Here is a 20586-nt window from a genome sequence, read left to right as displayed (position 1 = left end):
GCTTTTCCTGCGGAAATGGCGCCTCTATCATCATCCCCGAAGATTGGGGAGACGGAGCATGGCAGAAGGCGCTGACCTGTCGCTTGCGCAAGAACAAGATGAACGGCCGGCGGTGGATACACCGGTGGAGATCCGATGCAGCGATGGCGTGATGCTCCGCGGCCACCTTTGGACCTCGGGCGGGGCGAAAGCTCACGCCAGCGTCATCATCAATCCCGCGACCGGCGTGCTTGCACGTTATTATCACCGTTACGCCCAGTTTCTCGCCGCTCATGGTTTCGACGTTCTGACCTATGACTACCGCGGCATTGGGCTTTCGAGGCCGGCGCGGCTCCGCGGCTGCGGTTATCGGTGGCGGGAGTGGGGCGAAAAGGATTTCGACGCGGCGCTGCGGTTTATGGACGGACGGGCGGACCAGCCGCTTTGCATCGTCGGCCACAGCATCGGCGGTTTTCTGCCCGGCCTCTCGAAATATGCCGGCCGGATCGACCGCATTCTGACGATGGGCGCCCAATACGCCTATTGGCGCGATTATGCGCCGGCGCGCCGAATGCGGCTGCTGATGAAATGGCACGTCGCCATGCCGGCGCTGACGGCGCTCTTCGGCTATTTTCCCGGCAAACGCCTCGGCTGGCTCGAGGATCTGCCGGCCGGCGTCGCCCATGAATGGAGCTTTCGCCGGGCGCGCATGGAAATGAGCCACCCGGCTGCGGAGCGGGACGAGGTGCTCGCGCGTTTTGCTGCGGTGACCGCACCTATCCTGGCCGTCGCCATGTCGGACGACGAGCTCGGAACCGTGCCGGCGATCCGTCGCACGCTTGCCTATTACTGCAATGCCGAGATCGACGAAGTGCTGTTGCGTCCCGCCGATCTCGGCTTCGAGGCGATCGGCCATTTCGGCCTGTTCCATTCACGTCATTGCGAGGGTTTCTGGCGCGATAGCGTCCTCTGGCTGCGCGACGGCATCCATCCCTGGACGGCACAGGCAGCCCTTCAGAAAACTTCGTATTCGACTAAAAACCGGTTTTTAACATTTACGAGTTAGTAATCTCTCGGAAACGAGAGATTTTGTCATGCGTACTCGTATCGTTCTGACCGCTGTGGGTCTCGCGCTGCTCGCCGGCTGCGCGACGGCGCCGAAGCAGACGCGGAACATCTGCGCCGTCTTCGACGAGCGCGACGGACTTTTCTCCAGCTGGCAGAGTGCGGCCGAGCGGACGGAGAAGAAATACGGCGTGCCGGTGCCGATCCTGATGGCGACGATGTATACCGAATCCGGCTTCCAGCCCTACGCGCGGCCGCCCCGCACCAAACTGTTCGGCTTCATTCCCTGGACGCGGCCTTCGACCGCTTACGGCTATTCGCAGGCGCTCGACGGAACGTGGGACCATTATCAGTCGCAGACCGGGAACTGGACGGCGCGGCGGGCGAACTTCGCCGACGCGATCGATTTCATCGGCTGGTACCACGCCCAGAACAGCGCCGAGACCGGCATTCCGCTGAACGATGCTTATAATCTCTATCTCGCCTATTACTCCGGCCCGACCGGATACAAACGCGGCGACTGGCGCTCGAACGGGCAATTGCAGCAGACCGCGCAGAAGTTCGCGCGGATGGCTGGGACCTATCAGCAGCAGTTGCAGGGGTGTGATTAGCGATATTGGGGCGTGCCGTGTGGCGCCTCCCTCTGCCCTGCCGGGCATCCCCCCGCAGGTGGGGAGATCGCTACCCCCGCAAATTCCCGTACCTGACCGAATAAATCCGATCTCGCCCCAGCAGATGTGCGATCAGTGACCCCTTGTCGAACAGGCCTTTCATCGCCTGATGGCCGAGATCGAGGCCGCCGCTCATGACGCCGAAGGCGGGCATCAGGAGGCGGGCGCCGTCGGTGGCGAAGCAGGGACGGCGGATGGATCTGTCGCGGCGGCGCACCGTTGCCGACGGGTGCAGGTGGCCGGCGATTTCGCCGCTCTGCAAGCCGTTCCTCGGCTCATGGCGAAAAGTCAGGCCGGCATAGTGCATTTCGTCGACGGAGGTGCCGGGCAGATCGACGACGCCGTCGGGATCGTGGTTGCCGTTGACCCAGATCCATTCGCGGCCGCGGGCCATGGCGACGATCAGCGCCCGAAAATTCTCCGGCAGATGTTTGGAGCCGATGCGATCGTGAAAATTGTCGCCGAGCGAAACGACGAGCTTCGGATCATAACGGGAAATGAGGGCGGCAAGCACGGTCAGCGTCGCCAGCGTATCATAGGGCGGCAGCATCATGCCGCGGCGGGCGAAGGCGGCACCTTTTTCCAGATGCAGGTCGGAGACGACGAGCAGGCCGGCGTCCGGCAGATAGAGGGCGCCGAGCGGATCGCAGACAGCGGCAATGCCATGGACCGATGTCTCGATGCCGGGGATCGCAGCCAATCCGGATATGTCGCGCGCCAGCGCCAGGCGGTTCATCACTATCGTCGTTTCCAATTCTCGTCAGGCCCAATCTCTTCGGGCCCAGTCTCCTCAGGCGAGCGCCTCGGCGATCAGATCGTCGGCCGCCTCGGCCAAGAGCGCGTCATGGGCCTCGCCCGGCACCGCCTCGCGTCCGATCTCCAGCATCACCGGCACGGCAAGTGGAGAAATATGGTCGAGCGGGCGATGGGTGATGTGGCCCCTGATTCGCTTCAGCATATCGCCAAGGCGGCCAATATCCAAAAGTCCCGTCGCCGCATCCTGCCGCGTCGCCTGCAAAAGGATGTGATCCGGCTCGTGGCTGCGCAGCACATCATAGATCAGATCGGCCGAGACGGTGATCTGCCGGCCGCTCTTTTCCTTGCCCGGATGACGGCGCTCGATCAAGCCTGCAATCACGGCGCAATTGCGGAAGGTGCGCTTCAGCAGGAAGGATTCGTCGAGCCAGGCTTCGAGATCGTCACCGAGCATGTCCTCGTCGAAGAGGTCGGAAAGGCTGAGCCGGCCATTGCCGATCATCAGCCCCATATCTTCGAGACCCCAGACGGCCAGCGAATAATCGGTGGCGACGAAGCCGAGTGGCTTGGCGCCGGCCCGCTCCAGCCGGCGGGTCAGCAGCATGCCCAGCGTCTGATGGGCGAGACGGCCCTCGAAGGGATAGGCAACCATATAGCCGCGGCTGCCGCGCGGAAAGGTTTCGATCAGGAACTCGTCGCGCTTCGGCAGCATCGACTTGTCGTCCTGCAAGGACAGCCAATCGCGCACCTGATCCGGCAGATGGCGCCAGCGGTCAGGATCGGCAATCATCGCCCGCACCTGCTCGGCGAGATAGGTCGACAGCGGAAACTTGCCGCCATTGTAGGAGGGGATTTTCGGATCGAGCGAAAAGGCCTGCGAGGCCAGGCATTCGTTTTCGCGAATGCCCTCGAAGCGCAGCACCTTGCCGGAGAAGACGAAAGTATCGCCCGGCGACAATTGCTCGAGGAAATATTCCTCGACCTTTCCCAGCGTGGCGCCGCCGCGGCCGATCCGGCCGCCCTCGCCGCGCTTGACCATGCGGATGTTCAGCATCGGGCTTTCGACGATGGTGCCGAGATTGAGGCGATATTGCTGGGCGACGGCCGGATTGGAGACACGCCAGCGGCCCTCCTTGGTCTTGCGGATGCGGGCATAACGCTCATAGGTGCGGAGCGCATAACCGCCGGTCGCGACGAAATCGACGATGCGCTCGAAGGTCTCCCAGCTGAGATCGGCATAGGGCGAGGCGCTGACGATTTCGTCGTAGAGTTCCAGCATGTCGAAGGGTTCGGCGCAGGCCATGCCGAGCACGTGCTGGGCGAGCACGTCGAGCGCGCCGCGGCCGACGGGCGGCGTGTCCTGGGCGCCGATATAATTGGCGTCGAGCGCTGCCTGACACTCCATCACCTCGAAACGGTTGGCCGGTACGAGGATCGCCTTCGACGGCTCGTCCATGCGGTGATTGGCGCGGCCGATGCGCTGGGCAAGGCGCGAGGCGCCCTTCGGCGCGCCGACATGGATGACCAGATCGACATCGCCCCAGTCGATGCCGAGATCGAGCGTCGAGGTGGCCACGACGGCGCGCAGCCGGTTTTCGGCCATCGCCGCCTCGACCTTGCGGCGCTGGGCGACATCGAGCGAACCGTGATGGAGGGCGATCGGCAGGTTGTCGTCATTGATCGTCCAGAGTTCCTGGAACAGCATTTCCGCCTGGCTGCGGGTATTGACGAAGAGCAGCGTCGTCTGGTGGTCGAGGAGCTGCCGGTAGACATCGGGAATGGCATATTTGGCGGAATGGCCGGCCCAGGGAATGCGCTCTTCGGTCGACAGGATCGAGATATCCGGCTTGGCGCCGCCTTCGACGACGACGAGACCGGCATGGTGTTCCCTGCTCTCCTGCCCGCTGCCCTCTTGTTGGGCGACCAGCCATTTCTGCAGATCCATCGGTTCGGCGACAGTCGCCGACAGGCCGATCGTCTGGAGGCCGGGGGCAAGACGTCGCAGACGCGCAAGGCCGAGCGACAGCATATGACCGCGCTTGGAGGTGACGAGCGAATGCAGCTCGTCGAGCACGACATATTTCAGATCCTTGAAGAAGCGCTCGGCCTCGCGGTTGGCGAGAAGCAGGGCGACTTGTTCGGGCGTCGTCAGCAGAATATCCGGCGGATTGAGCTTCTGGCGCTGGCGCTTGGCGTTCGGCGTATCGCCGGTGCGGTTTTCGACGGTGACCGGCAGGCCCATTTCCGCCACCGGCTTCATCAGGTTGCGCTCGATGTCGATTGCCAGCGCCTTCAGCGGCGAGACATAGAGCGTGTGAATGCCGGTGAAGGCGGAGCCGGGCGGAATTTTGCCGCGGCGGGTAAGATCGGTCAGCGACGGCAGAAAACCGGCAAGCGTCTTGCCGGCGCCGGTGGGCGCAATCAGCAGCGTGCTTTCACCGGCCTCGGCGCGGGACAGCAGCTCCAGCTGATGCGCGCGCGGCCGCCAGCCCTTTTCCGCAAACCAGCGGGTAAAGGCGGCAGGCAGCAAAGCGCGGGCTTCGGAATCGATCTGGTCCACGCCCTGAAGGTAGTGAAATAGGAAGGAAAAAGAAGAGCGTCCATCGCCTCATACGGCGATATAGCGGTCCTTGCGATGGTTGATGGCAAGCGTGAGGTTGAACACGACCGCGCCGAGCACGGAGCAGGCGATGATCGAGGGGCTGGCGACCAGGAAGGAGAGCGCCAGGATGACACAGTCGAAGCCGAGCTGGACGAGGCCGGCGCGCCAGCCGAGCCGATCCTGGATATAGAGGGCGAGAATGCCGATGCCGCCGAGGCTGGCGCGGTGGCGGAAGAGCGCCAGCATGCCGGCGCCGATGACGAGGCCGCCGAAGAGCGCACCGGCGATCGGATTGACATGCCCGATACCGATAAAGCCAGGGACGAATTCCGACAGGACCGAAGTCAGCGCGATGGCGGCGAAGGTCTTGATGGTGAAGGCAGGCCCCATGCGGCGGAAGGCGAGATAATAAAAGGGCAGGTTCACGGCAAAGAAGCAGAGGCCGAAGCTGAAGCCGGTCGCGTAATGGGCGAGGAAGGCGAGACCGGCCGTGCCGCCGGCAAGCAGCCCGGCGCCGGAGAGCAGCGAGACGCCGAGCACGGCGAGCATGCTGCCGGCGACGATGCCCTGGGCGTCGTCGAACAGCGAGTGGCGGTCGGCGCTGGAGTTCAGAAGGCCTGTGAAGGCGTTGGCTGCCATGATCTTCCCCTGTCGTTTTTCCCGTTTCTATCCGCCGTCGGGAGAAAGGCAAGCCGCCAGCCGTAAGGTCTGCTCTTGACAGCCTATATAATCATGGATATCTTTTATCCACGATTAGGAGATTGCCTCGATGAAGATGAGCGATGGCGTCGAGCAGGCCATTCACAGCGTTGCGATGCTTTCTGGCCTTTCCGAGGGCGGCGTGCTGTCGGCCGCAGCCCTGGCGGAATTCCACGGTGTGTCGACGAGCTATCTGTTGAAACATCTGCAGACGCTGTCTGGCGCCGGCATCCTCGATACCGTGCCGGGGCCGAAAGGCGGATACCGGCTGGCAAAGGCGGCGGAAGAGATTTCGCTGCTCGATATCCTGCTCGCGGTCGAAGGACCGGCGCCGGCGTTCCGCTGCGCCGAAATCCGCCAGCGCGGGCCGAACCCTGTCTCCGATCGCTTCTTTGCCAAGCCATGCAATATCAGCGCGGCGATGCTCCGGGCAGAACGGGTCTACCGGGCCGAACTGGCCAAGACCAGCATTGCCGATCTCGGCATCGAATTGAATGCCCTCGATGATGGATCGATCGCAGCCAGAGGCTGCGCCTTCCTTGAACTCCATGAACGCAAGACGGCTCGCTGAGCCATATCAAAGGAGAAGACCATGCAACCCCGTTTCAACTTCGCCAAAGCCGCCCCCGATGCCTACAAGGCGGTCGTCGCACTCGAGCAGTACGTCCAGTCTTCCGGGCTGGAGCGCCGCTTCATCCACCTGATCAAGCTGCGCGCCTCGCAGATCAACGGCTGCGCCTATTGCGTCGACATGCATGTGAAGGAAGCCCGCCATGATGGGCTCTCCGAGCAGTGGATCAACCTGATGTGCGTCTGGCGGGAATCGCCTGTTTATGACGCCAGAGAACGGGCACTGCTCAGCTGGGTCGATGCGGTGACGAACCTTGCCAAAACCGGCGCACCGGATGCCGATTACGAGGCGCTGAAGGCGCATTTCTCCGAGGAGGAGATGACCAAGATCACCGTGGCGATCGGCGCGATCAATATCTGGAACCGGCTTGCCGTCGGCTTCCGCTCGCAACATCCGATCGATGCTGCCGTCAAGGCCGCTTGAGGCCAATGCCACGGGGTTGAGGCTGGGGGCTGAACCCAGGCAAACGTCGGGGCCACACGGCACCGCGTTGAACCAGGAAGTGCGACGTGTCATCCGCTGCGTCAACGGCGAGTTTGGCAAAACAGGCCCCTACCCTCCGTCATCCCAGGCCTTGAGCCTGGGACCAATGGCCCCGCCGCGGTGGGGCGGCGTGGATCCTCGGATCAAGCCCGAGGAGGACGGAGTGTGGGGTGATTTTTGGAGCAAGAACAGCGAGGAATCGGGGCCCGGCTGCGACTTTTACGTGGGCTTCTCAACTCCATCATCTGCCCTCCCGGCGCCTTCATGATGGCATCCCGGCGACCGACCCGAAAAATTCGGGTCGGTTGAATATAAGGTCACTCGTAATTCGGAGTGGCTCGTACGGCAACGGCGTCAGGCGATGAGCCCGAAAGGTCAATGCTGTTGAAGAGGTCGCGGACGACTTTCGCGATTTCCTCTGCGGAAGCGCCTTTGGCGTATTCTTCCTGCATGCGGCGTCTCACAAGCTTTTCCAAATCTGACATAACTCACCTCATCAAATCCGGCGCGGGAAGAAGTGTCGCGCCGGGAGGGACTTCAGGCAAGTTACGTTTTGTTTAGAATGGCTTACCGATTTGTAATGTCAGAGCGCGATGTACCTGTCGGCGCGATGGTTGATGGCAACGAAGAGGTTGAGGACGACGGCGCCGAGGACGGAATAGAAGACCACCGGCGGCGTGGTGACGAAGAAGGCAGCGGCGAGCACGCAGAGGTCGATGGCGAGCTGGACGAGGCCGGCGCGGATGCCGAACCGCTCCTGCAGATAGACGCCGAGAATGCCGACGCCACCGAGGCTGGCGCGGTGGCGATAGAGCGCCAGCACGCCGAAGCCGAGCAACAGGCCACCGAGAAGGGCGGCCCAGGCCGGGTGGATGCTGGAAATGGAGAAGAAGCGCGACTGCACGTCGGCCAGTACCGAGGTCAGGCCGATGGCGACGAAGGTCTTGATCGTGAAAGCCATGCCGAGACGCTTCCAGGAGAGCCAGAAGAACGGCAGGTTGAGCAGGAAGAAGGCAAGGCCGAAATTGACGCCGAAGGCATAATGCAGGAGGAAGGCAACACCGGCGGTGCTGCCGGTCAAAAGCCCGGCACTGGCGAGCACGTAGAGGCCGAGTGCGGCGACCAGGCTGCCGGAGAATATGCCCTGCACGTCCTCGATCGGGGCATGGCGCGTAGCGCTGGTATTCCAGAAGCCAAGGGCATTGATGAGCTGTGTCATGTCGCCAGTCTCCAACAGCAGACGCGTTCGGGAACACGTCCGGGGAAAAGCCGGACGCGGTGGTTTGATTGTGAAATGGACAGGATCGCCCGGCGTTTTTGGCCGCGCTTTCTGCGGATAGCTGTGCAATATCAGTGTTCTGGCGTGCCGATCAAGTGAAATAGGTAAGCAATGCTGTCCTATTAAAAAATCGCAAGAAATATTCGCTCACGCGGGTTTGCGCGTAAGAAACAGAATGCCGGCAACCGGTTTGCCGCCATCTTTGCGAATGACCGTCTTGACGATCTTCAGGATTTCGAGGCCGTGGCGGGCAGCGAGCTGCCTCACATAGGCCTCCGAATGGGCGTAACGCAGCGACGGCGCGAGGTGGAAGCCCCCGCTGTCCCCTGCATCCTCGACGGAAAAGGCGATGTCGGCGCCCGATGCGGCGAGGTCCTCGATGATGGCAAAGACGCTTTCGAGATTGCCGAGATACATCAGCACGTCGGCGGCCGTTACCAGCTCGGCGCGATGGCGCGCGGCGTCGGCGAACAAGCCGGAGAAATCGGGCGCCAGCGAGAGATCGGCCTGAGCGAGGTGATCATAGACTCCCTTCTCGGCGGCTTTGGCCAGCATGTTCTGCGAGAGGTCGAAGCCTTCGAGGCGGCTGACGCCGGCGCGGATCTCGGGGCCGAGCAGGCCGGTGCCGCAGCCGAGATCGACGGCACGTGCGTAATGCCTGCCGGTGGATGCGACGAGGGCTGCGAGCTTCTGCGGGACGGTGTAATCGAGTTTTTCGACGAGCGCCGATTCGAAACGGTCGGCATAGTCGTCGAACAGGCGCTCGACATAGCGGCTCGGCGGCCGGTCGGGTGTGGCGCCGTCGCCGAGAAGGGCGAGCTTGAGGGCGGCGCCGAAAATGTCGTCGGGATCAAGGGTAAGCGTGTTGCGATAGGCCTCGATCGCGGCCTCGCCGCTGCCCGCCTTTTCGCGATAGGTGGCAAGGCGATACCAGCCGGCGGCCCAGCCGGGCACGAGTTCGAGGGCCTGTTCCATCAGCTCGGCGGCCGCTTCCGGCTCGCCGCCCTCGTCGAGCATTCGGGCATAATCAGCGCGGCGGTCGGCGATGACGTCGCCTGAGGAAAGCTGGTGGGGCTGCATCATCGGCTCTTTATTTGACGCATGTCGTTGCGCTGCACAGTTTTACGTGGCCCGCATCTGGCGGCGGCCACAAAAAAACTCAAGTCCTATTTCAGAGGCGAAGCGGCCAATCCCCGAAAGGGCTTGCAGGCAACACGCCGCAACCTTATTCCAAGGGCAAACAGGAGATGGCGCATGTCCGATCAGGTGAACAGGTTCCTCGGCGATTCCTTCGCCCGCACATTGATAAAGCTTGTCGTCGTGTCGCTGATCGTCGGTTTCGTCATGACCGTGTTCGGCCTGACGCCGTGGAACATCATCTATGGCTTCCGCGACTTCATCCTGGAGATCTGGCATCGCGGTTTTTCAGCGCTCGGGCGCGTCGGCGACTACCTCCTCCTCGGGGCGACGATCGTTATCCCGCTTTTCGTCATCCTTCGCCTTTTCAGCTATCGCCGGTAACATGACATCGATCGATCTTTCCAGGCGCAGCCTGCTCATCCTTTCCGGGCTTTCGCTTGCCGCCGGCATCGCCGGCTGCACCACCACCTCGCACCTTGCCGGCACGCCTTCGAACGGCGAGGACGAAACGGCGAGCGTATTGCCGCTGGTCAACCAACTGAGAGCGAAGAACGGCTTGCCGCCGCTAGCTGTCGATCCGGCGGCGAGCACCGCCGCGCTGTTCCAGGCCAAACGCATGGCAAGTGCGGGTAAGATGGCGCATCTGATGGGGCTGACCGACAGTTTCGGCGCCCGTGTCAAGGCGAGCGGCGTCCGGCTGCCGGCGGCGGAGAATATCGCCTCCGGCCAGCAGAGCGTCGATGCGGTGGTGACCGCCTGGATCAACTCGCCGCATCATCTGGAAAACATGCTCGGGCGCTATGACGGCCTCGGCGTCGCCGTTGCCCACAATTCAGCTTCCCGGAACCTGCCCTATTGGGCCATGGTGCTGTCGAGCTGAGGCGATTCGGCCTCGATATCAGGCCATGGATGGATACGCACAATAACAGGTTCGCCTTCGAGGTGACGCACCGGCTGGTGCTGTCGATCGCCATTCCGATGACGCTCGGCTTCATGACGACGCCGATGCTCGGGCTGACCAACACCGCCGTCGTCGGCCGTATGGGTGATCCGGAAGCGCTGGCGGGGCTGGCGATCGGTGCGATGCTGTTCGATCTGATCATGGGCAGCTTCAATTTCCTGCGCGCCTCGACGACCGGCCTGACGGCGCAGGCCTATGGGCGGCGCGACCAGCACGAGCAGCAGGCGGTCTTCTCCCGGGCGCTGATTTCGGCGCTCGGCTGCGGGCTGGCTCTGCTCTTTCTTTCGCCGCTGCTGAATACGGCGGGGTTGCGGCTGATGGGCGCGGAAGGCGCGATCGCAGAGGCGACCAGCACCTATTTCTCGATCCGGATTCTCGCTGCACCGGCTGCACTTGCGAATTACGCCATTCTCGGCTTCGTGCTCGGGCGCGGACAGGGCAAGATCGGGCTGCTGCTGCAGGCGATCATCAACGGCATGAATATCCTGCTGTCGATCTATCTCGGCCTGACGCTCGGCTGGGGCGTGGCGGGAGTCGCCTGGGGAACGATGGCCGGCGAGATGGCCGGCGCGCTTGCCGGGCTTTTCATCGTGCTTAGCGGCTTTGCCAAGGCCGAGCGGCCGGCATGGGCGGAGATCTTTTCGCGGCATCGGCTGGCCGAGCTTTTCGCCCTCAACCGCGACATCCTGATCCGCACCTTCGTGCTGATCGGCGCCTTCACCATCATGACGCGGATCGGCACCAGCTTCGGCGCGGTCACACTTGCCGCCAATGCCGTGCTGATGAATTTCGTCCTGCTCTCCAGCTATTATCTCGACGGGCTTGCCAATGCCGCCGAGCAGATCACCGGCCGGGCGATCGGCGCACGTTACCGGCCGGCCTTCGACCGCGGGCTGAAGCTGACGATCCTGTGGTCCTTCGGGCTGGCAGCGATCGTTTCCGCTTTCTTCTTCCTCGCCGGTCCCTGGCTGATCTCGGTGCTGACGACTTCGCCCGAGGTGCGGCAGGCGGCAGCAACCTATCTGCCCTGGGCGGCGGTGACCGGCCTGACCGGCGCACTCGCCTTCCTGATGGACGGAGTCTTCATTGGCGCGACATGGTCGGCCGAGATGCGCAACCGGATGCTGATGTCCTTTGCCGGCTACCTCGCCATGCTTGCCGTTTTCGTGCCGCTCGTCGGCAATCACGGCCTGTGGCTTGCTATGAACGCCTTCCTGCTCTTCCGGGGCTTTTTCCTGGCCGTGCTGGTCAAGCCGCGGGCCGATCAGACTTTTCGCGCCGCCCAGTAATCCAGCCTGCTGTCGCGCAACTCGCCGATCCCGGATGCCTTTTCGCGGTCCATGAGTTTGGAGAAGCCGCGGACAATATCGCCGGGCAGGCCAGGGCCTTCATAGACCATGCAGGAATAAAGCTGGACGAGATCGGCGCCCGCCCTGATCTTCTCCAGCGCGGTTTCGGCCGAGGAAACGCCGCCGACACCGATGATCGGCAGCGCGGGGCCGACGCGCTTGCGCATTCTGGCAAGCACGGCAGTCGATTTTTCGAACAGCGGCACGCCGGAGAGACCGCCCGTCTCCCTCGCCTGGCGCTGATCTTTCAGTCCGTCACGCGACAGCGTGGTGTTGGAGACGATCAAGCCATCCAGCGCATGCGAGAGCGCTTCCGCCGCGATATCGTCCATGCCTTCCTCGGTCAGATCCGGGGCGATCTTCAGAAAGACCGGCACCTTGCGGCCGGAGGTCGCCGCCATCTCGTCGCGCGCTGCCAGCACCGCCGACAGCAGCGTTGCCAGGCTTTCCCGCGCCTGCAGGTCGCGCAGGCCGGGCGTGTTCGGCGAGGAGATGTTGGCGGTGAAATAGCGCGCCACCGAATGGAAGCGGCGGATGCCGGCGACGTAATCGGCGATGCGATCCTCGCTGTCCTTGTTGGCGCCGATATTGACGCCGACGATGCCCTTGCCGCTCAGCGCCGCGAGGCGCGCGAAAGCGGCCTCATGGCCTTCATTGTTGAAGCCGAGGCGGTTGATGACAGCCTCATCCTCGACCAGGCGAAAGATGCGCGGCCGGGGATTACCGGCTTGCGGTTTCGGCGTCACCGTGCCGATCTCGGTAAAGCCGAAGCCGAGCTTCAAGAGCGCCTCTGGCACCTCGGCATTCTTGTCATAGCCTGCGGCCATGCCGAGCGGGTTTTCGAAGGTGAGGCCGGCGACGGTCTGGCGCAGGCGCGGATCGGGCGTGATCTGGCACGCGGGCACGAGGCCGGATTTCAGGGCGGCGATCGACATGCCGTGCGCCGTTTCCGGATCGAGCAGGAAGAGACCGCTGCGGGCGAGAAGTTTGAAGGGATCGATCATGGCTGCAGCTCCGGGAAGATATGGGCGCCGGTCTCGTCGAGCGGCAACGCCGCTTCCCAGAGCACGGCTTCAAGCGGCAGATCGGCATAGAGATGCGGGAAGAGATCGCCGCCGCGCGAGGGTTCGAATACCAGCTTGTCACCGAAGCCCCCGCCATCGACGGCAATCAGCAGCAGGCCGGCCTGGCCGTTAAAATGCAGCGCGGCGGTCTGCTTGGCCTGTTCTGCCGTCGAGAAATGGATGAAGCCGTCCTTGAGATCAATGCCGGCGCCATGAAAAATGCCGGTTTGTCTGGCTTGCTGCCAGAGCGTTTCCGTCACGATCTTGTAAAGGGTCGGTGTCAGGGTCATCATGGCCTCGCGGTTGCTGGTCCTCGATCACCAGCGCTTTGCCGGAAAGAGGCGGCGATGTCCACGCCCCGGCGCTTAAAAACAGGACCCGCACAAGCAAAATCCGGAGGATGAGACGATGAAGATTTTGGTTCTCACACTTGGCGTTCTTCTCCTGCCGTTTGGCGCGGCCGCAGCCGAGGCCGATGCAAGTCGGTTCCAGCTGGAGAAGAGCGGCGACCATTTCGTCCGGCTCGACCGGCAGACCGGGGCCATGTCGATCTGCCAGGACAAGGACGGCGCCCTCGTCTGCCGGATGGCGGCCGACGAACGGGCGGCCTACGAGGACGAACTCGACCGGCTGTCCGAGCGGGTGACGAAGCTGGAACAGGGCGGCCCCATCCAGCGCGCATTGCCGAGCGATGCCGAGATCGACCGCTCGATCAGCATCATGGAGAAGATGATGAAGAGTTTCATGGGGATGGTGAAGGAGTTTCAGGCTGAGGAAAACACCAATCCCCTTCCGCAGAAGACCTGATCTGATATAGTCATATCACTAGGCATGCATGCAAACCTCGGAGGGGACGGCGGCGCATGCAGGCACGATCGGGCTCTTGGGAGGGAGTTTTCGATGCAGGAACAGACCATCATCATTGCGGACGATCATCCGCTGTTTCGCGATGCGCTGCGCCAGGCCGTCATCGGCATGGAAGGCCGGCAGGCGATCGTCGAAGCCGGCGATTTCGCGGCGGCGCGCAAGGCGGCAGGCGCCCATGCGGAGGCCGACCTCATGTTGCTCGACCTCGCCATGCCCGGGGTCAGCGGCTTTTCCGGCCTGATGGCGCTGCGCTCCGAATTCGCCAGCCTGCCGATCATCATCGTCTCGGCAACCGACGATGCGACGACGATCCGTCGGGCGCTGGAACTCGGCGCCTCCGGCTTCATTTCCAAATCCGCCGGCATCGACGACATTCGCCGCAGCATCCAGACGGTGCTTGCCGGCGACATTGCCACGCCGGAAAACTACCGCGGCGGCCAGGAGCAGGATCCCGATGTCGCCGACCTGATCCACCGCCTGCATACCCTGACGCCGCAGCAGAGCCGGGTGCTGACCATGCTCGGCGAAGGGCTGTTGAACAAGCAGATCGCCTACGAACTCGGCGTCTCCGAGGCGACGATCAAGGCGCATGTCTCGGCGATCCTCTTGAAACTCGACGTCGACAGCCGTACGCAGGCAGTCATCCAGCTCGGCAAGATCAACATGGCGATGGTCGCCTGAAACCCTTGCAATAACAGGATTTTATTCCTCCTTTGCCTTTACTCCGGCGGCACGGTCGGTTAATATTCCGACCGGCTGACGCGCGGATGAGCCGCGCACGGAATCGGGCGCCTATGCTGTCACACGATCAGATCTGGGGAGCGATCGACAGGCTTGCCGAGCGGCACGAACTGACGCCATCCGGTCTTGCGCGGCGTGCCGGGCTCGACCCTACCTCCTTCAACAAGTCGAAACGGCTTTCCGCCGATGGGCGGCTGCGCTGGCCCTCGACGGAATCGATCGCCAAGGTGCTCGACGCCACCGGGGCGAGCGTCGAGCAGTTCCTTGCCTTTCTGCAGCCCGATGCCGGTTTTTCCAAGCGGCCGGCCGGCCAATCTGACGGCGCCTTTCCGCCGCAGGGCAGTTCAATCCCGCTGCTCGGCTTTGCCCAAGCCGGCGCCGGCGGCTTCTTCGACGATGGCGGTTTTCCGGCCGGCCAGGGCTGGGACGTGGTGGAATTTCCGGCGGCGCCGGCGCAGAAATCAGCCGTCTATGCGCTGGAGGTGCAGGGCGAGAGCATGATGCCGCTCTATCGCGACGGCGACGTGCTGATCGTCGAGCCCGGCGCGCAGGTGCGCCGCAACGACCGCGTCGTCGTGCGCACATGCGAGGGCGAGGTGATGGCCAAGGTGCTGCTGCGCCAGAGCCCGCGCTCGATCGAGCTGATGTCGCTCAATCCCGAGCATCCCAACCGCACCCTCGAGCTTTCCGATGTCGATTGGATCGCCCGCATCATCTGGGCCAGCCAATAGGAAGATATTCCATGCGCCCTGCCGCCATCTTCACAGGTCTCATAGGCATGGTGGTGGTGGCCGGCCTGCTGATGGCGGGTGAAGCAAGGCTGCGGGGCGGCACGGCCGAAGGCGAGCCCGTGCCTGCCGAGGAAACGGTGGCCGCTGTGGATCCGCCCGCGCCAGCCGGCGAACCGGCTGCGATTTCGGAGGACCGGGCCGAAGTGATCGTCCGCTCGACGGAACCGGCGGCGCCCTCCCTCGGGGCTGCCGACGGCACGGCACCCAAAGTCGCCGAGAGCGAGAAACGGGCCGAGACGGCCGCCGGGCAGACGGCAAGCCCAGCCGCGAAAAAACCGGTGGAGCTGGCGCGGCCGGCAGTCGAAAATGCCGGCCTTCTCTCCTTCGGCGAGCGCAAGCTGCAGCTTGCCGGCATCGTGCCGACGCCGGCCGACAAGATATGCGGGCCGACCGGCCGGCAATGGCCCTGCGGCATGATGGCAAAGACCGCGCTGCGCCAGCTGTTGCGCAACCGCAGCATCGCGTGCGATCTCGACGCTGTTGAATGGACGGAAACGGCGACGGTCGCCTGCCGGCTCGGCACGCAGGATCTCGGCGCCTGGCTTGCCGAAAACGGCTGGGCCGAGGCAGCGGCGGGTTCGCCGCTGGCATCGGCCGCCGAGAAGGCCAGGCAAGCCGGAAAAGGCCTTTACGGCGACGATCCGCGCCGGAGATAACCGGCGGTCTTGACAGGGCGCCGATCCCTTGCAATGCCGGCTGCCAATTCCCACTCTGGGCTGATCGAAAAAGGAATCAGAGATGAACAAGCCGCTTTCCGCCCATGATGCGCTGATCTACGTGATGGTGATGGCCTCAGCCGTCGACAGCACGATGAACGACCGGGAGATGGAAAGGATCGGACAACTGATCGGGTTCCTGCCGGTTTTCCGGGACTTCGACGACGACAAGCTGATTTCGGTGGCGCGCGACTGCGCCTCGCTGCTGGCCGGGCCCGAAGGCCTCGACGTCGTTCTCGAAACCGTGCGCGACACCCTGCCGGCAAAACTCTACGACACCGCCTATGCGCTGGCCGTCGAAGTCGCTTCCGCCGATCTCTCCGTCAAAGCCGAGGAACTGCGGCTGCTCAGCCTGCTGCGCGACCGGCTCGGCCTCGACAAGCTCACCTGCGCGGCGATCGAGCGCAGCGCCATTGCCCGCTTCCGCAAGGGATAAGGCATGTCGCGCAAAAGTGTGCCGCGGTTTTGCGGCAACGACATGCGCAAAAACAAAGAGCTAAAGCGCGAGGAGCGAATCTGAAAGATCGCGCCGCGCTTTAGGCTTGAAGGCTCAATAAAGCCCGTAGGGAAAATAGCGCAGATAGATTTCCTGAAGCCGGCCATTGCGCGACAGCGTGGCGAGCGCATGGTCGATCGCCGCCGTCAGCACGCTATCCTTTTGCCGCAGCATGATCGTCATGCCCTCGCCAAGGAAATGCTCGGAGAGATAAGGGCCGTCGAACAGGGCGCAGCATTTGGCCGAGGCCGGCGAGGAGACCCAGAAGGAGAGCTGCAGCGCATCGGCGAAGGCGGCATCGACCTTGCGATCCTTGAGTGCCGTAAGCAGGGCGTCCTTGGTGTCGAAGGTTTGGGCTTTGATCGCCGGAAAGAACGCGGCCAGCATCGCCTCGTGCACCGTGCCCCTGACCACACCGACCGGGTGCGCCGAAAGGGCGGCAGCCGTTTTGCCGTCGAGCGGCACGGCGAGATTGCGCACGAAGCGGGCCGGCAGCATCAGATACGGCCGGGAGAAGACGAATTGCCGGCGCAGCTCCGGCGTCACGGCAAGGCCGGCGATCACGGCGTCGCCCTGCGAGGCGGCGAGCGCATCCTTCAAATCGGCAAAGGGGATCGCCTGGATCTGGCACTTGTCCGAAATCTCCAGCTCGCTGCAGATTTCGCGGGCGAGATCGACGTTGAAACCGGAAAGCTTGCCGTTCTGATCGGTAAAATTGAACGGCGGAAAATCGACCGAGGTCAGGAAGCGCAGGCGGACCAGCGAGGAGAGATCGGGCCGCGCCAGACGTTCACGCGCATCGAAAAGCAGCGGCAGCGAGGGTGTTGCCTGCTGGGCGGATGCGGAAAAGCCAAAAGATAGAGCGCCCAGAAACAGGCCGAACGCGAGAAACCCCTTCACAGCCAGGGATGCCAACTTGGATTGCATCATCGTGATCTTGGTCTCGGATTAAGCGCGAAGCGTGTGGTGTCGGCGAGATGTAGCAGAGTCATGCGGGACAAGGAATATGCATGGGACGGATCGTGCCACATCCGCCCCTCATCCGGCTGCCGCCACCAACCGGGGTCGAGCCACGCGTCTCGACCCGTCCTTCGGACCCCCGCCTGCGGGGCGAAGGGGATATGTCGCGACCTCTCCGTCCCTCGCTAACCTCTTTCATGGCACGTCCCCTCTCCCCGTCAGAACGGGGAGAGGGTTAGGGCGAGGGGCAGCCTTCGGCGCGGTGGCAGCCGGAGCGGCTTGCCGGTTGACGCTCCCAAAAATCACCGCGGCGCCGCCCCGCCGTTAGCGCGGAATTAAAGAATATCGCCTCTATTTGTGACGACGACACGGACCCGCCGGCCGATTGCATGATGCATGCGTCAACCCCGCAATAATCCCTGAGCCGCGACACCGACGCAGTGCTCTGTTTGCAACAATTAATTTCAAAGAACCGGGCGTGCGACGCCCGGTCAACCGGGTGACATTTCCATGAAGCATCTGAAAATCCGCACGAAAATCATATCGGTCGTGGCGCTGCTGGGGCTGATCACGATGGCCGGGCTGGTCTATGTCGTCGCCGAATTCCGCCGTGCGGACGCCGCCTACAGCGCCTTCATCGATCATGAAGCGCTGGCCTCGATGCAGAGCGCGCGCGCCAGCGCCTCGGTGGTGGCCTCGGTGCTGCAGGTGAGCCTGCTTGCCGACATGAAGCCGGATACGCCGGCATTCCAGACGACGCTCGCCACGCCGAGCAAGCTGCCGCAGGCCCGCGAGCGGATGAAAGATGCGTTGGCGCTGGTGCCGAGCCGCAAGCCGGCGATCGACGACATTCAGACCGGCATCGATGAGATCGAAACGCTGGCGAACAAGATCATCGAGCAGAGCAAAGCCAAGGACGGCGCCGGGGCGCAGGCGAACGTTGCTCTGATCAATGCCAAGCTCAATGCGCTGACGCCGAAGATGATCGCCAACAATGATGCGATGATGGCGATGCTCAACGACGGCGGCGACGCGCTTTCGGCTTCGGTCAACGGGCGGATCGTCTTCTGCCTCGTTCTGATCGGCATCGCTGTGCTGCTCGCGGTCGGCTTCAGCGTGGTCGTCGCCCAGATGGGTATTGCCGGCCCGATGACGAGGCTCAACCTGCGCATGACACGGCTTGCCGAGGGCGATACCGCAAGCGAGGTCGGCGGGCTCGACCGCGGCGACGAAGTCGGCCAGATGGCCAAGGCCGTGTCGATCTTCCGCGACAACGCGATCGAGCGTGCGCGGATCGAGGCGCGTGCCGAAGCCGACCGCAACCTTAGCGACGGCGAGCGCCGCGAACGCGAGGCGCAGCGGACCCGTGAAGCTGCGGAGCTCGAAGGCGCCGTGACCGCGCTCGGCGACGGCCTGCGCCGCCTTGCCGCCGGCGATCTCGCCTCGCATATCGACCAGCCTTTCGTCGCCCATCTCGACGCGCTGCGCGAGGATTTCAACAATTCGGTCGAGAAGCTCAACGAGGCGCTGCATACGGTCGGCGCCAATGCCCGGGCGATCGGCGCCGGTGCCAACGAGATCCGCTCTTCCGCAGACGAGCTTTCCCGGCGGACGGAACAGCAGTCGGCCTCCGTCGAAGAGACGGCGGCAGCACTGGAGGAGATCACCACGACGGTGCGCGACGCCGCCAAGCGCGCCGAGGAGGCGAGCCAGCTCGTCGCCCGCACCCGCCTCGGCGCCGAAAAATCCGGCGAGATCGTCCGCAAGGCCGTCTCCGCCATGCAGCAGATCGAAAAGTCTTCGGGCGAGATCTCCAACATCATCGGTGTCATTGACGATATCGCCTTCCAGACCAACCTCTTGGCCTTGAATGCCGGCGTCGAAGCGGCGCGTGCCGGCGAAGCCGGCAAGGGCTTTGCCGTCGTTGCCCAGGAAGTGCGGGAGCTCGCCCAGCGCTCCGCCAAGGCGGCAAAGGAAATCAAGGACCTGATCACCAATTCCGGCACACATGTGCAGACCGGCGTCTCGCTGGTCGGCGAAACCGGCAAGGCGCTCGATTCGATCGTCCAGGAAGTGCAGGAAATCAACCAGCACGTCCACGCCATCGCCGAAGCCTCGCGCGAACAGTCGATCGGGCTGCAGGAGATTAACACCGCCGTCAACACCATGGACCAGGGTACGCAGCAGAACGCGGCCATGGTCGAGCAGTCGACAGCCGCCAGCCACAGCCTGGCGACGGAAGCGACGGCGCTGAACAACCTGCTCGGCCAGTTCAAGCTGACCGGCACCGGCGGCTTCGCCGCTGCCGCGCCGATTTCCTCTGCCCGACCGCCGGCAGCCGCACCGCGCGCCGCCGCGCGCCCAGTGGCCAAGGCACCCGCGATCCGGGTCGCGCGGGAAGGTGCGGCCCGCCCGATCGCCTCGCCGGCCCGCGCCCTCGGCCAGACCCTCGCCAACGCCTTCGCCGCAACCGACAGCGCGCCGAAGGGCCAGGATGGTGACTGGACGGAGTTCTAAGCAGCAAATCACGGCACGAAGCACGAGAAGGCGTGTCCTGCGAGACGTGAGCGAGGAACAGAGAGGTTGCCGCAAATTCTCTTCTCCCCTCGGGGAGAAGGTGCCGGCAGGCGGATGAGGGGGCTACGCGGAAAGCCCTCCCGTCACAATCTATCCCACTGTCGAAGCCTGCATGGACGTCGATGAAAAGACCGGCTTCGCCGGCCCCCTCATCCGCCCTACGGGCACCAGCCTGGGCGAGCCACGGGTCTCGCCCGTCCTTCGGACCCCCGCTCCGGAGAAGAGGCAATCGCAAGGCCGCGGCATCTCCTCCTTTCGCCGCGTTTACCTGGCCGGCCGCCACCCAACCTCCACGAGGATATTCCCCGGCGCCGTGCAATAAAACAGCCAGCCGCCGCGCATAGCGGCCGGCGGGCCGGAGAGCTCCACGCCGGCGGCAACCAGCCCGGCGTGAACCCTATCGACATCCGCCCTATCAGGCAGAATGAAGCCGATATGATAGGTCTGGCGCTGCAGTTCGACCTGGTCGGCAATGCCGAACTTGGCGATGGCGTGGCTGAGGACGATTTCGAGGCCGGTATCGTCCTCCAGGATCGCTAGGCCGTTGTTACCGCGCATATCCTTCAGCGTCAGGCCGAAATGGCGGATGAAGAAGTCCGCCGTTTCAGCGATATCGGGTACGTGAAAATCGAGATGGTTCAGGCGCATGACAGTCTCCGTTCAAAAAAATCCCGGGACTGCAATTTGCCGTCTCCGCACGCCGCCGGGATCCCGCATCTGATGCAGATCACGTCGCGGGTTCTCGTGCCATAGGCTACG

At 63.7% G+C, this 20586-nt stretch carries 22 protein-coding genes; 13 read left to right on the top strand and 9 right to left on the bottom strand.

Annotation, left to right across the window (positions count from 1 at the left end):
- Nucleotides 1-58 precede the first annotated feature (58 nt).
- Complete coding sequence (locus tag OS035_RS26440; protein ID WP_097624789.1) at nt 59-1045, top strand: alpha/beta hydrolase family protein; 987 nt, start codon at nt 59-61, stop codon at nt 1043-1045.
- Between the two features lie 28 nt (nt 1046-1073).
- A complete protein-coding gene (locus OS035_RS26435) occupies nt 1074-1655 on the top strand; it encodes a transglycosylase SLT domain-containing protein (RefSeq protein WP_003588729.1) in 582 nt (193 codons plus the stop codon).
- A 70-nt stretch (nt 1656-1725) separates the two neighbouring features.
- Here OS035_RS26435 and pdeM read toward each other — a convergent pair whose 3' ends face one another.
- The 3 genes from pdeM to OS035_RS26420 are packed head-to-tail and all read right to left on the bottom strand — an operon-like array spanning nt 1726 to nt 5712.
- A complete protein-coding gene (pdeM, locus tag OS035_RS26430; protein WP_097624788.1) occupies nt 1726-2451 on the bottom strand; it encodes a ligase-associated DNA damage response endonuclease PdeM in 726 nt (241 codons plus the stop codon).
- A 54-nt stretch (nt 2452-2505) separates the two neighbouring features.
- Nucleotides 2506-5031: a ligase-associated DNA damage response DEXH box helicase gene (locus OS035_RS26425; RefSeq protein WP_310804140.1), complete on the bottom strand. Its 2526-nt coding sequence runs from the start codon at nt 5029-5031 to the stop codon at nt 2506-2508.
- A gap of 48 nt (nt 5032-5079) precedes the next feature.
- Nucleotides 5080-5712 carry a YitT family protein gene (locus OS035_RS26420; protein WP_183779284.1) on the bottom strand — a complete coding sequence of 211 codons (633 nt, stop codon included), beginning with the start codon at nt 5710-5712 and terminating at the stop codon, nt 5080-5082.
- Between the two features lie 130 nt (nt 5713-5842).
- Here OS035_RS26420 and OS035_RS26415 point away from each other — a divergent pair, with 130 nt between their 5' ends.
- Complete coding sequence (locus tag OS035_RS26415) at nt 5843-6343, top strand: RrF2 family transcriptional regulator (protein WP_331814241.1); 501 nt, start codon at nt 5843-5845, stop codon at nt 6341-6343.
- 21 nt (nt 6344-6364) lie between these two features.
- The gene (locus OS035_RS26410) at nt 6365-6826 is read left to right on the top strand and encodes a carboxymuconolactone decarboxylase family protein (protein ID WP_331814240.1); all 462 of its coding nucleotides are present in this window, start codon (nt 6365-6367) and stop codon (nt 6824-6826) included.
- A gap of 643 nt (nt 6827-7469) precedes the next feature.
- Here the strand turns inward: OS035_RS26410 and OS035_RS26405 are convergent.
- Nucleotides 7470-8105: a YitT family protein gene (locus OS035_RS26405; protein ID WP_310804141.1), complete on the bottom strand. Its 636-nt coding sequence runs from the start codon at nt 8103-8105 to the stop codon at nt 7470-7472.
- Between the two features lie 207 nt (nt 8106-8312).
- On the bottom strand, nt 8313-9245 hold the full coding sequence (locus tag OS035_RS26400; protein WP_331814239.1) for a class I SAM-dependent DNA methyltransferase: 933 nt from the start codon (nt 9243-9245) through the stop codon (nt 8313-8315).
- Between the two features lie 174 nt (nt 9246-9419).
- Between OS035_RS26400 and OS035_RS26395 the strand changes: the two genes are divergently transcribed.
- From OS035_RS26395 to OS035_RS26385, 3 genes are read left to right on the top strand one after another with little or no spacing between them, the layout of a single operon-like run.
- Nucleotides 9420-9686 (top strand): DUF6460 domain-containing protein, encoded by a 267-nt coding sequence (locus OS035_RS26395; RefSeq protein WP_064836366.1) that lies wholly within the window; start codon nt 9420-9422, stop codon nt 9684-9686.
- 1 nt (nt 9687) lies between these two features.
- Complete coding sequence (locus OS035_RS26390; protein ID WP_183852733.1) at nt 9688-10185, top strand: CAP domain-containing protein; 498 nt, start codon at nt 9688-9690, stop codon at nt 10183-10185.
- A 29-nt stretch (nt 10186-10214) separates the two neighbouring features.
- Nucleotides 10215-11555, top strand: coding sequence for an MATE family efflux transporter (locus tag OS035_RS26385; RefSeq protein ID WP_183852735.1), 1341 nt, complete (start codon nt 10215-10217; stop codon nt 11553-11555).
- On the opposite strand, the gene OS035_RS26380 is transcribed toward OS035_RS26385, so the two are convergent.
- Both OS035_RS26380 and OS035_RS26375 read right to left on the bottom strand, forming a co-directional pair.
- The gene (locus OS035_RS26380) at nt 11531-12619 is read right to left on the bottom strand and encodes a quinone-dependent dihydroorotate dehydrogenase (RefSeq protein ID WP_331814238.1); all 1089 of its coding nucleotides are present in this window, start codon (nt 12617-12619) and stop codon (nt 11531-11533) included. The genes OS035_RS26385 and OS035_RS26380 overlap by 25 nt on opposite strands.
- Nucleotides 12616-12969, bottom strand: coding sequence for a DUF952 domain-containing protein (locus tag OS035_RS26375; RefSeq protein WP_183852739.1), 354 nt, complete (start codon nt 12967-12969; stop codon nt 12616-12618). Before OS035_RS26375 ends, OS035_RS26380 begins: the two co-directional genes overlap by 4 nt.
- A gap of 118 nt (nt 12970-13087) precedes the next feature.
- On the opposite strand from OS035_RS26375, the gene OS035_RS26370 reads away from it, so the two are divergent.
- The 5 genes from OS035_RS26370 (at nt 13088) to OS035_RS26350 (ending at nt 16230) form a co-directional block, all read left to right on the top strand.
- Nucleotides 13088-13486 carry a hypothetical protein gene (locus tag OS035_RS26370; RefSeq protein WP_183852741.1) on the top strand — a complete coding sequence of 133 codons (399 nt, stop codon included), beginning with the start codon at nt 13088-13090 and terminating at the stop codon, nt 13484-13486.
- A 93-nt stretch (nt 13487-13579) separates the two neighbouring features.
- Nucleotides 13580-14227, top strand: a complete 648-nt coding sequence (locus tag OS035_RS26365; protein ID WP_012556514.1) for a response regulator — start codon at nt 13580-13582, stop codon at nt 14225-14227.
- A 113-nt stretch (nt 14228-14340) separates the two neighbouring features.
- Nucleotides 14341-15018 (top strand): S24 family peptidase, encoded by a 678-nt coding sequence (locus OS035_RS26360; protein ID WP_012556513.1) that lies wholly within the window; start codon nt 14341-14343, stop codon nt 15016-15018.
- A gap of 11 nt (nt 15019-15029) precedes the next feature.
- Nucleotides 15030-15734, top strand: coding sequence for a thermonuclease family protein (locus tag OS035_RS26355; RefSeq protein ID WP_331814237.1), 705 nt, complete (start codon nt 15030-15032; stop codon nt 15732-15734).
- A gap of 82 nt (nt 15735-15816) precedes the next feature.
- On the top strand, nt 15817-16230 hold the full coding sequence (locus OS035_RS26350) for a tellurite resistance TerB family protein (protein WP_003570543.1): 414 nt from the start codon (nt 15817-15819) through the stop codon (nt 16228-16230).
- A gap of 114 nt (nt 16231-16344) precedes the next feature.
- Here OS035_RS26350 and OS035_RS26345 read toward each other — a convergent pair whose 3' ends face one another.
- Nucleotides 16345-17220, bottom strand: a complete 876-nt coding sequence (locus OS035_RS26345) for a transporter substrate-binding domain-containing protein (RefSeq protein ID WP_183852745.1) — start codon at nt 17218-17220, stop codon at nt 16345-16347.
- Nucleotides 17221-17760: 540 nt separating this feature from the next.
- Between OS035_RS26345 and OS035_RS26340 the strand changes: the two genes are divergently transcribed.
- Entirely contained in the window at nt 17761-19767 is a 2007-nt protein-coding gene (locus OS035_RS26340; protein ID WP_331814236.1) for a methyl-accepting chemotaxis protein, read from the top strand.
- A gap of 324 nt (nt 19768-20091) precedes the next feature.
- Here OS035_RS26340 and OS035_RS26335 read toward each other — a convergent pair whose 3' ends face one another.
- Complete coding sequence (locus OS035_RS26335; protein WP_097624776.1) at nt 20092-20475, bottom strand: VOC family protein; 384 nt, start codon at nt 20473-20475, stop codon at nt 20092-20094.
- Nucleotides 20476-20586 lie beyond the last annotated feature (111 nt).

Source organism: Rhizobium sp. 268, from assembly GCF_036571585.1.
Taxonomy (GTDB): domain Bacteria; phylum Pseudomonadota; class Alphaproteobacteria; order Rhizobiales; family Rhizobiaceae; genus Rhizobium; species Rhizobium redzepovicii.
Note: the sequence above shows the minus strand (reverse complement) of the source record. Positions and strands in the feature narration are given on the sequence as shown.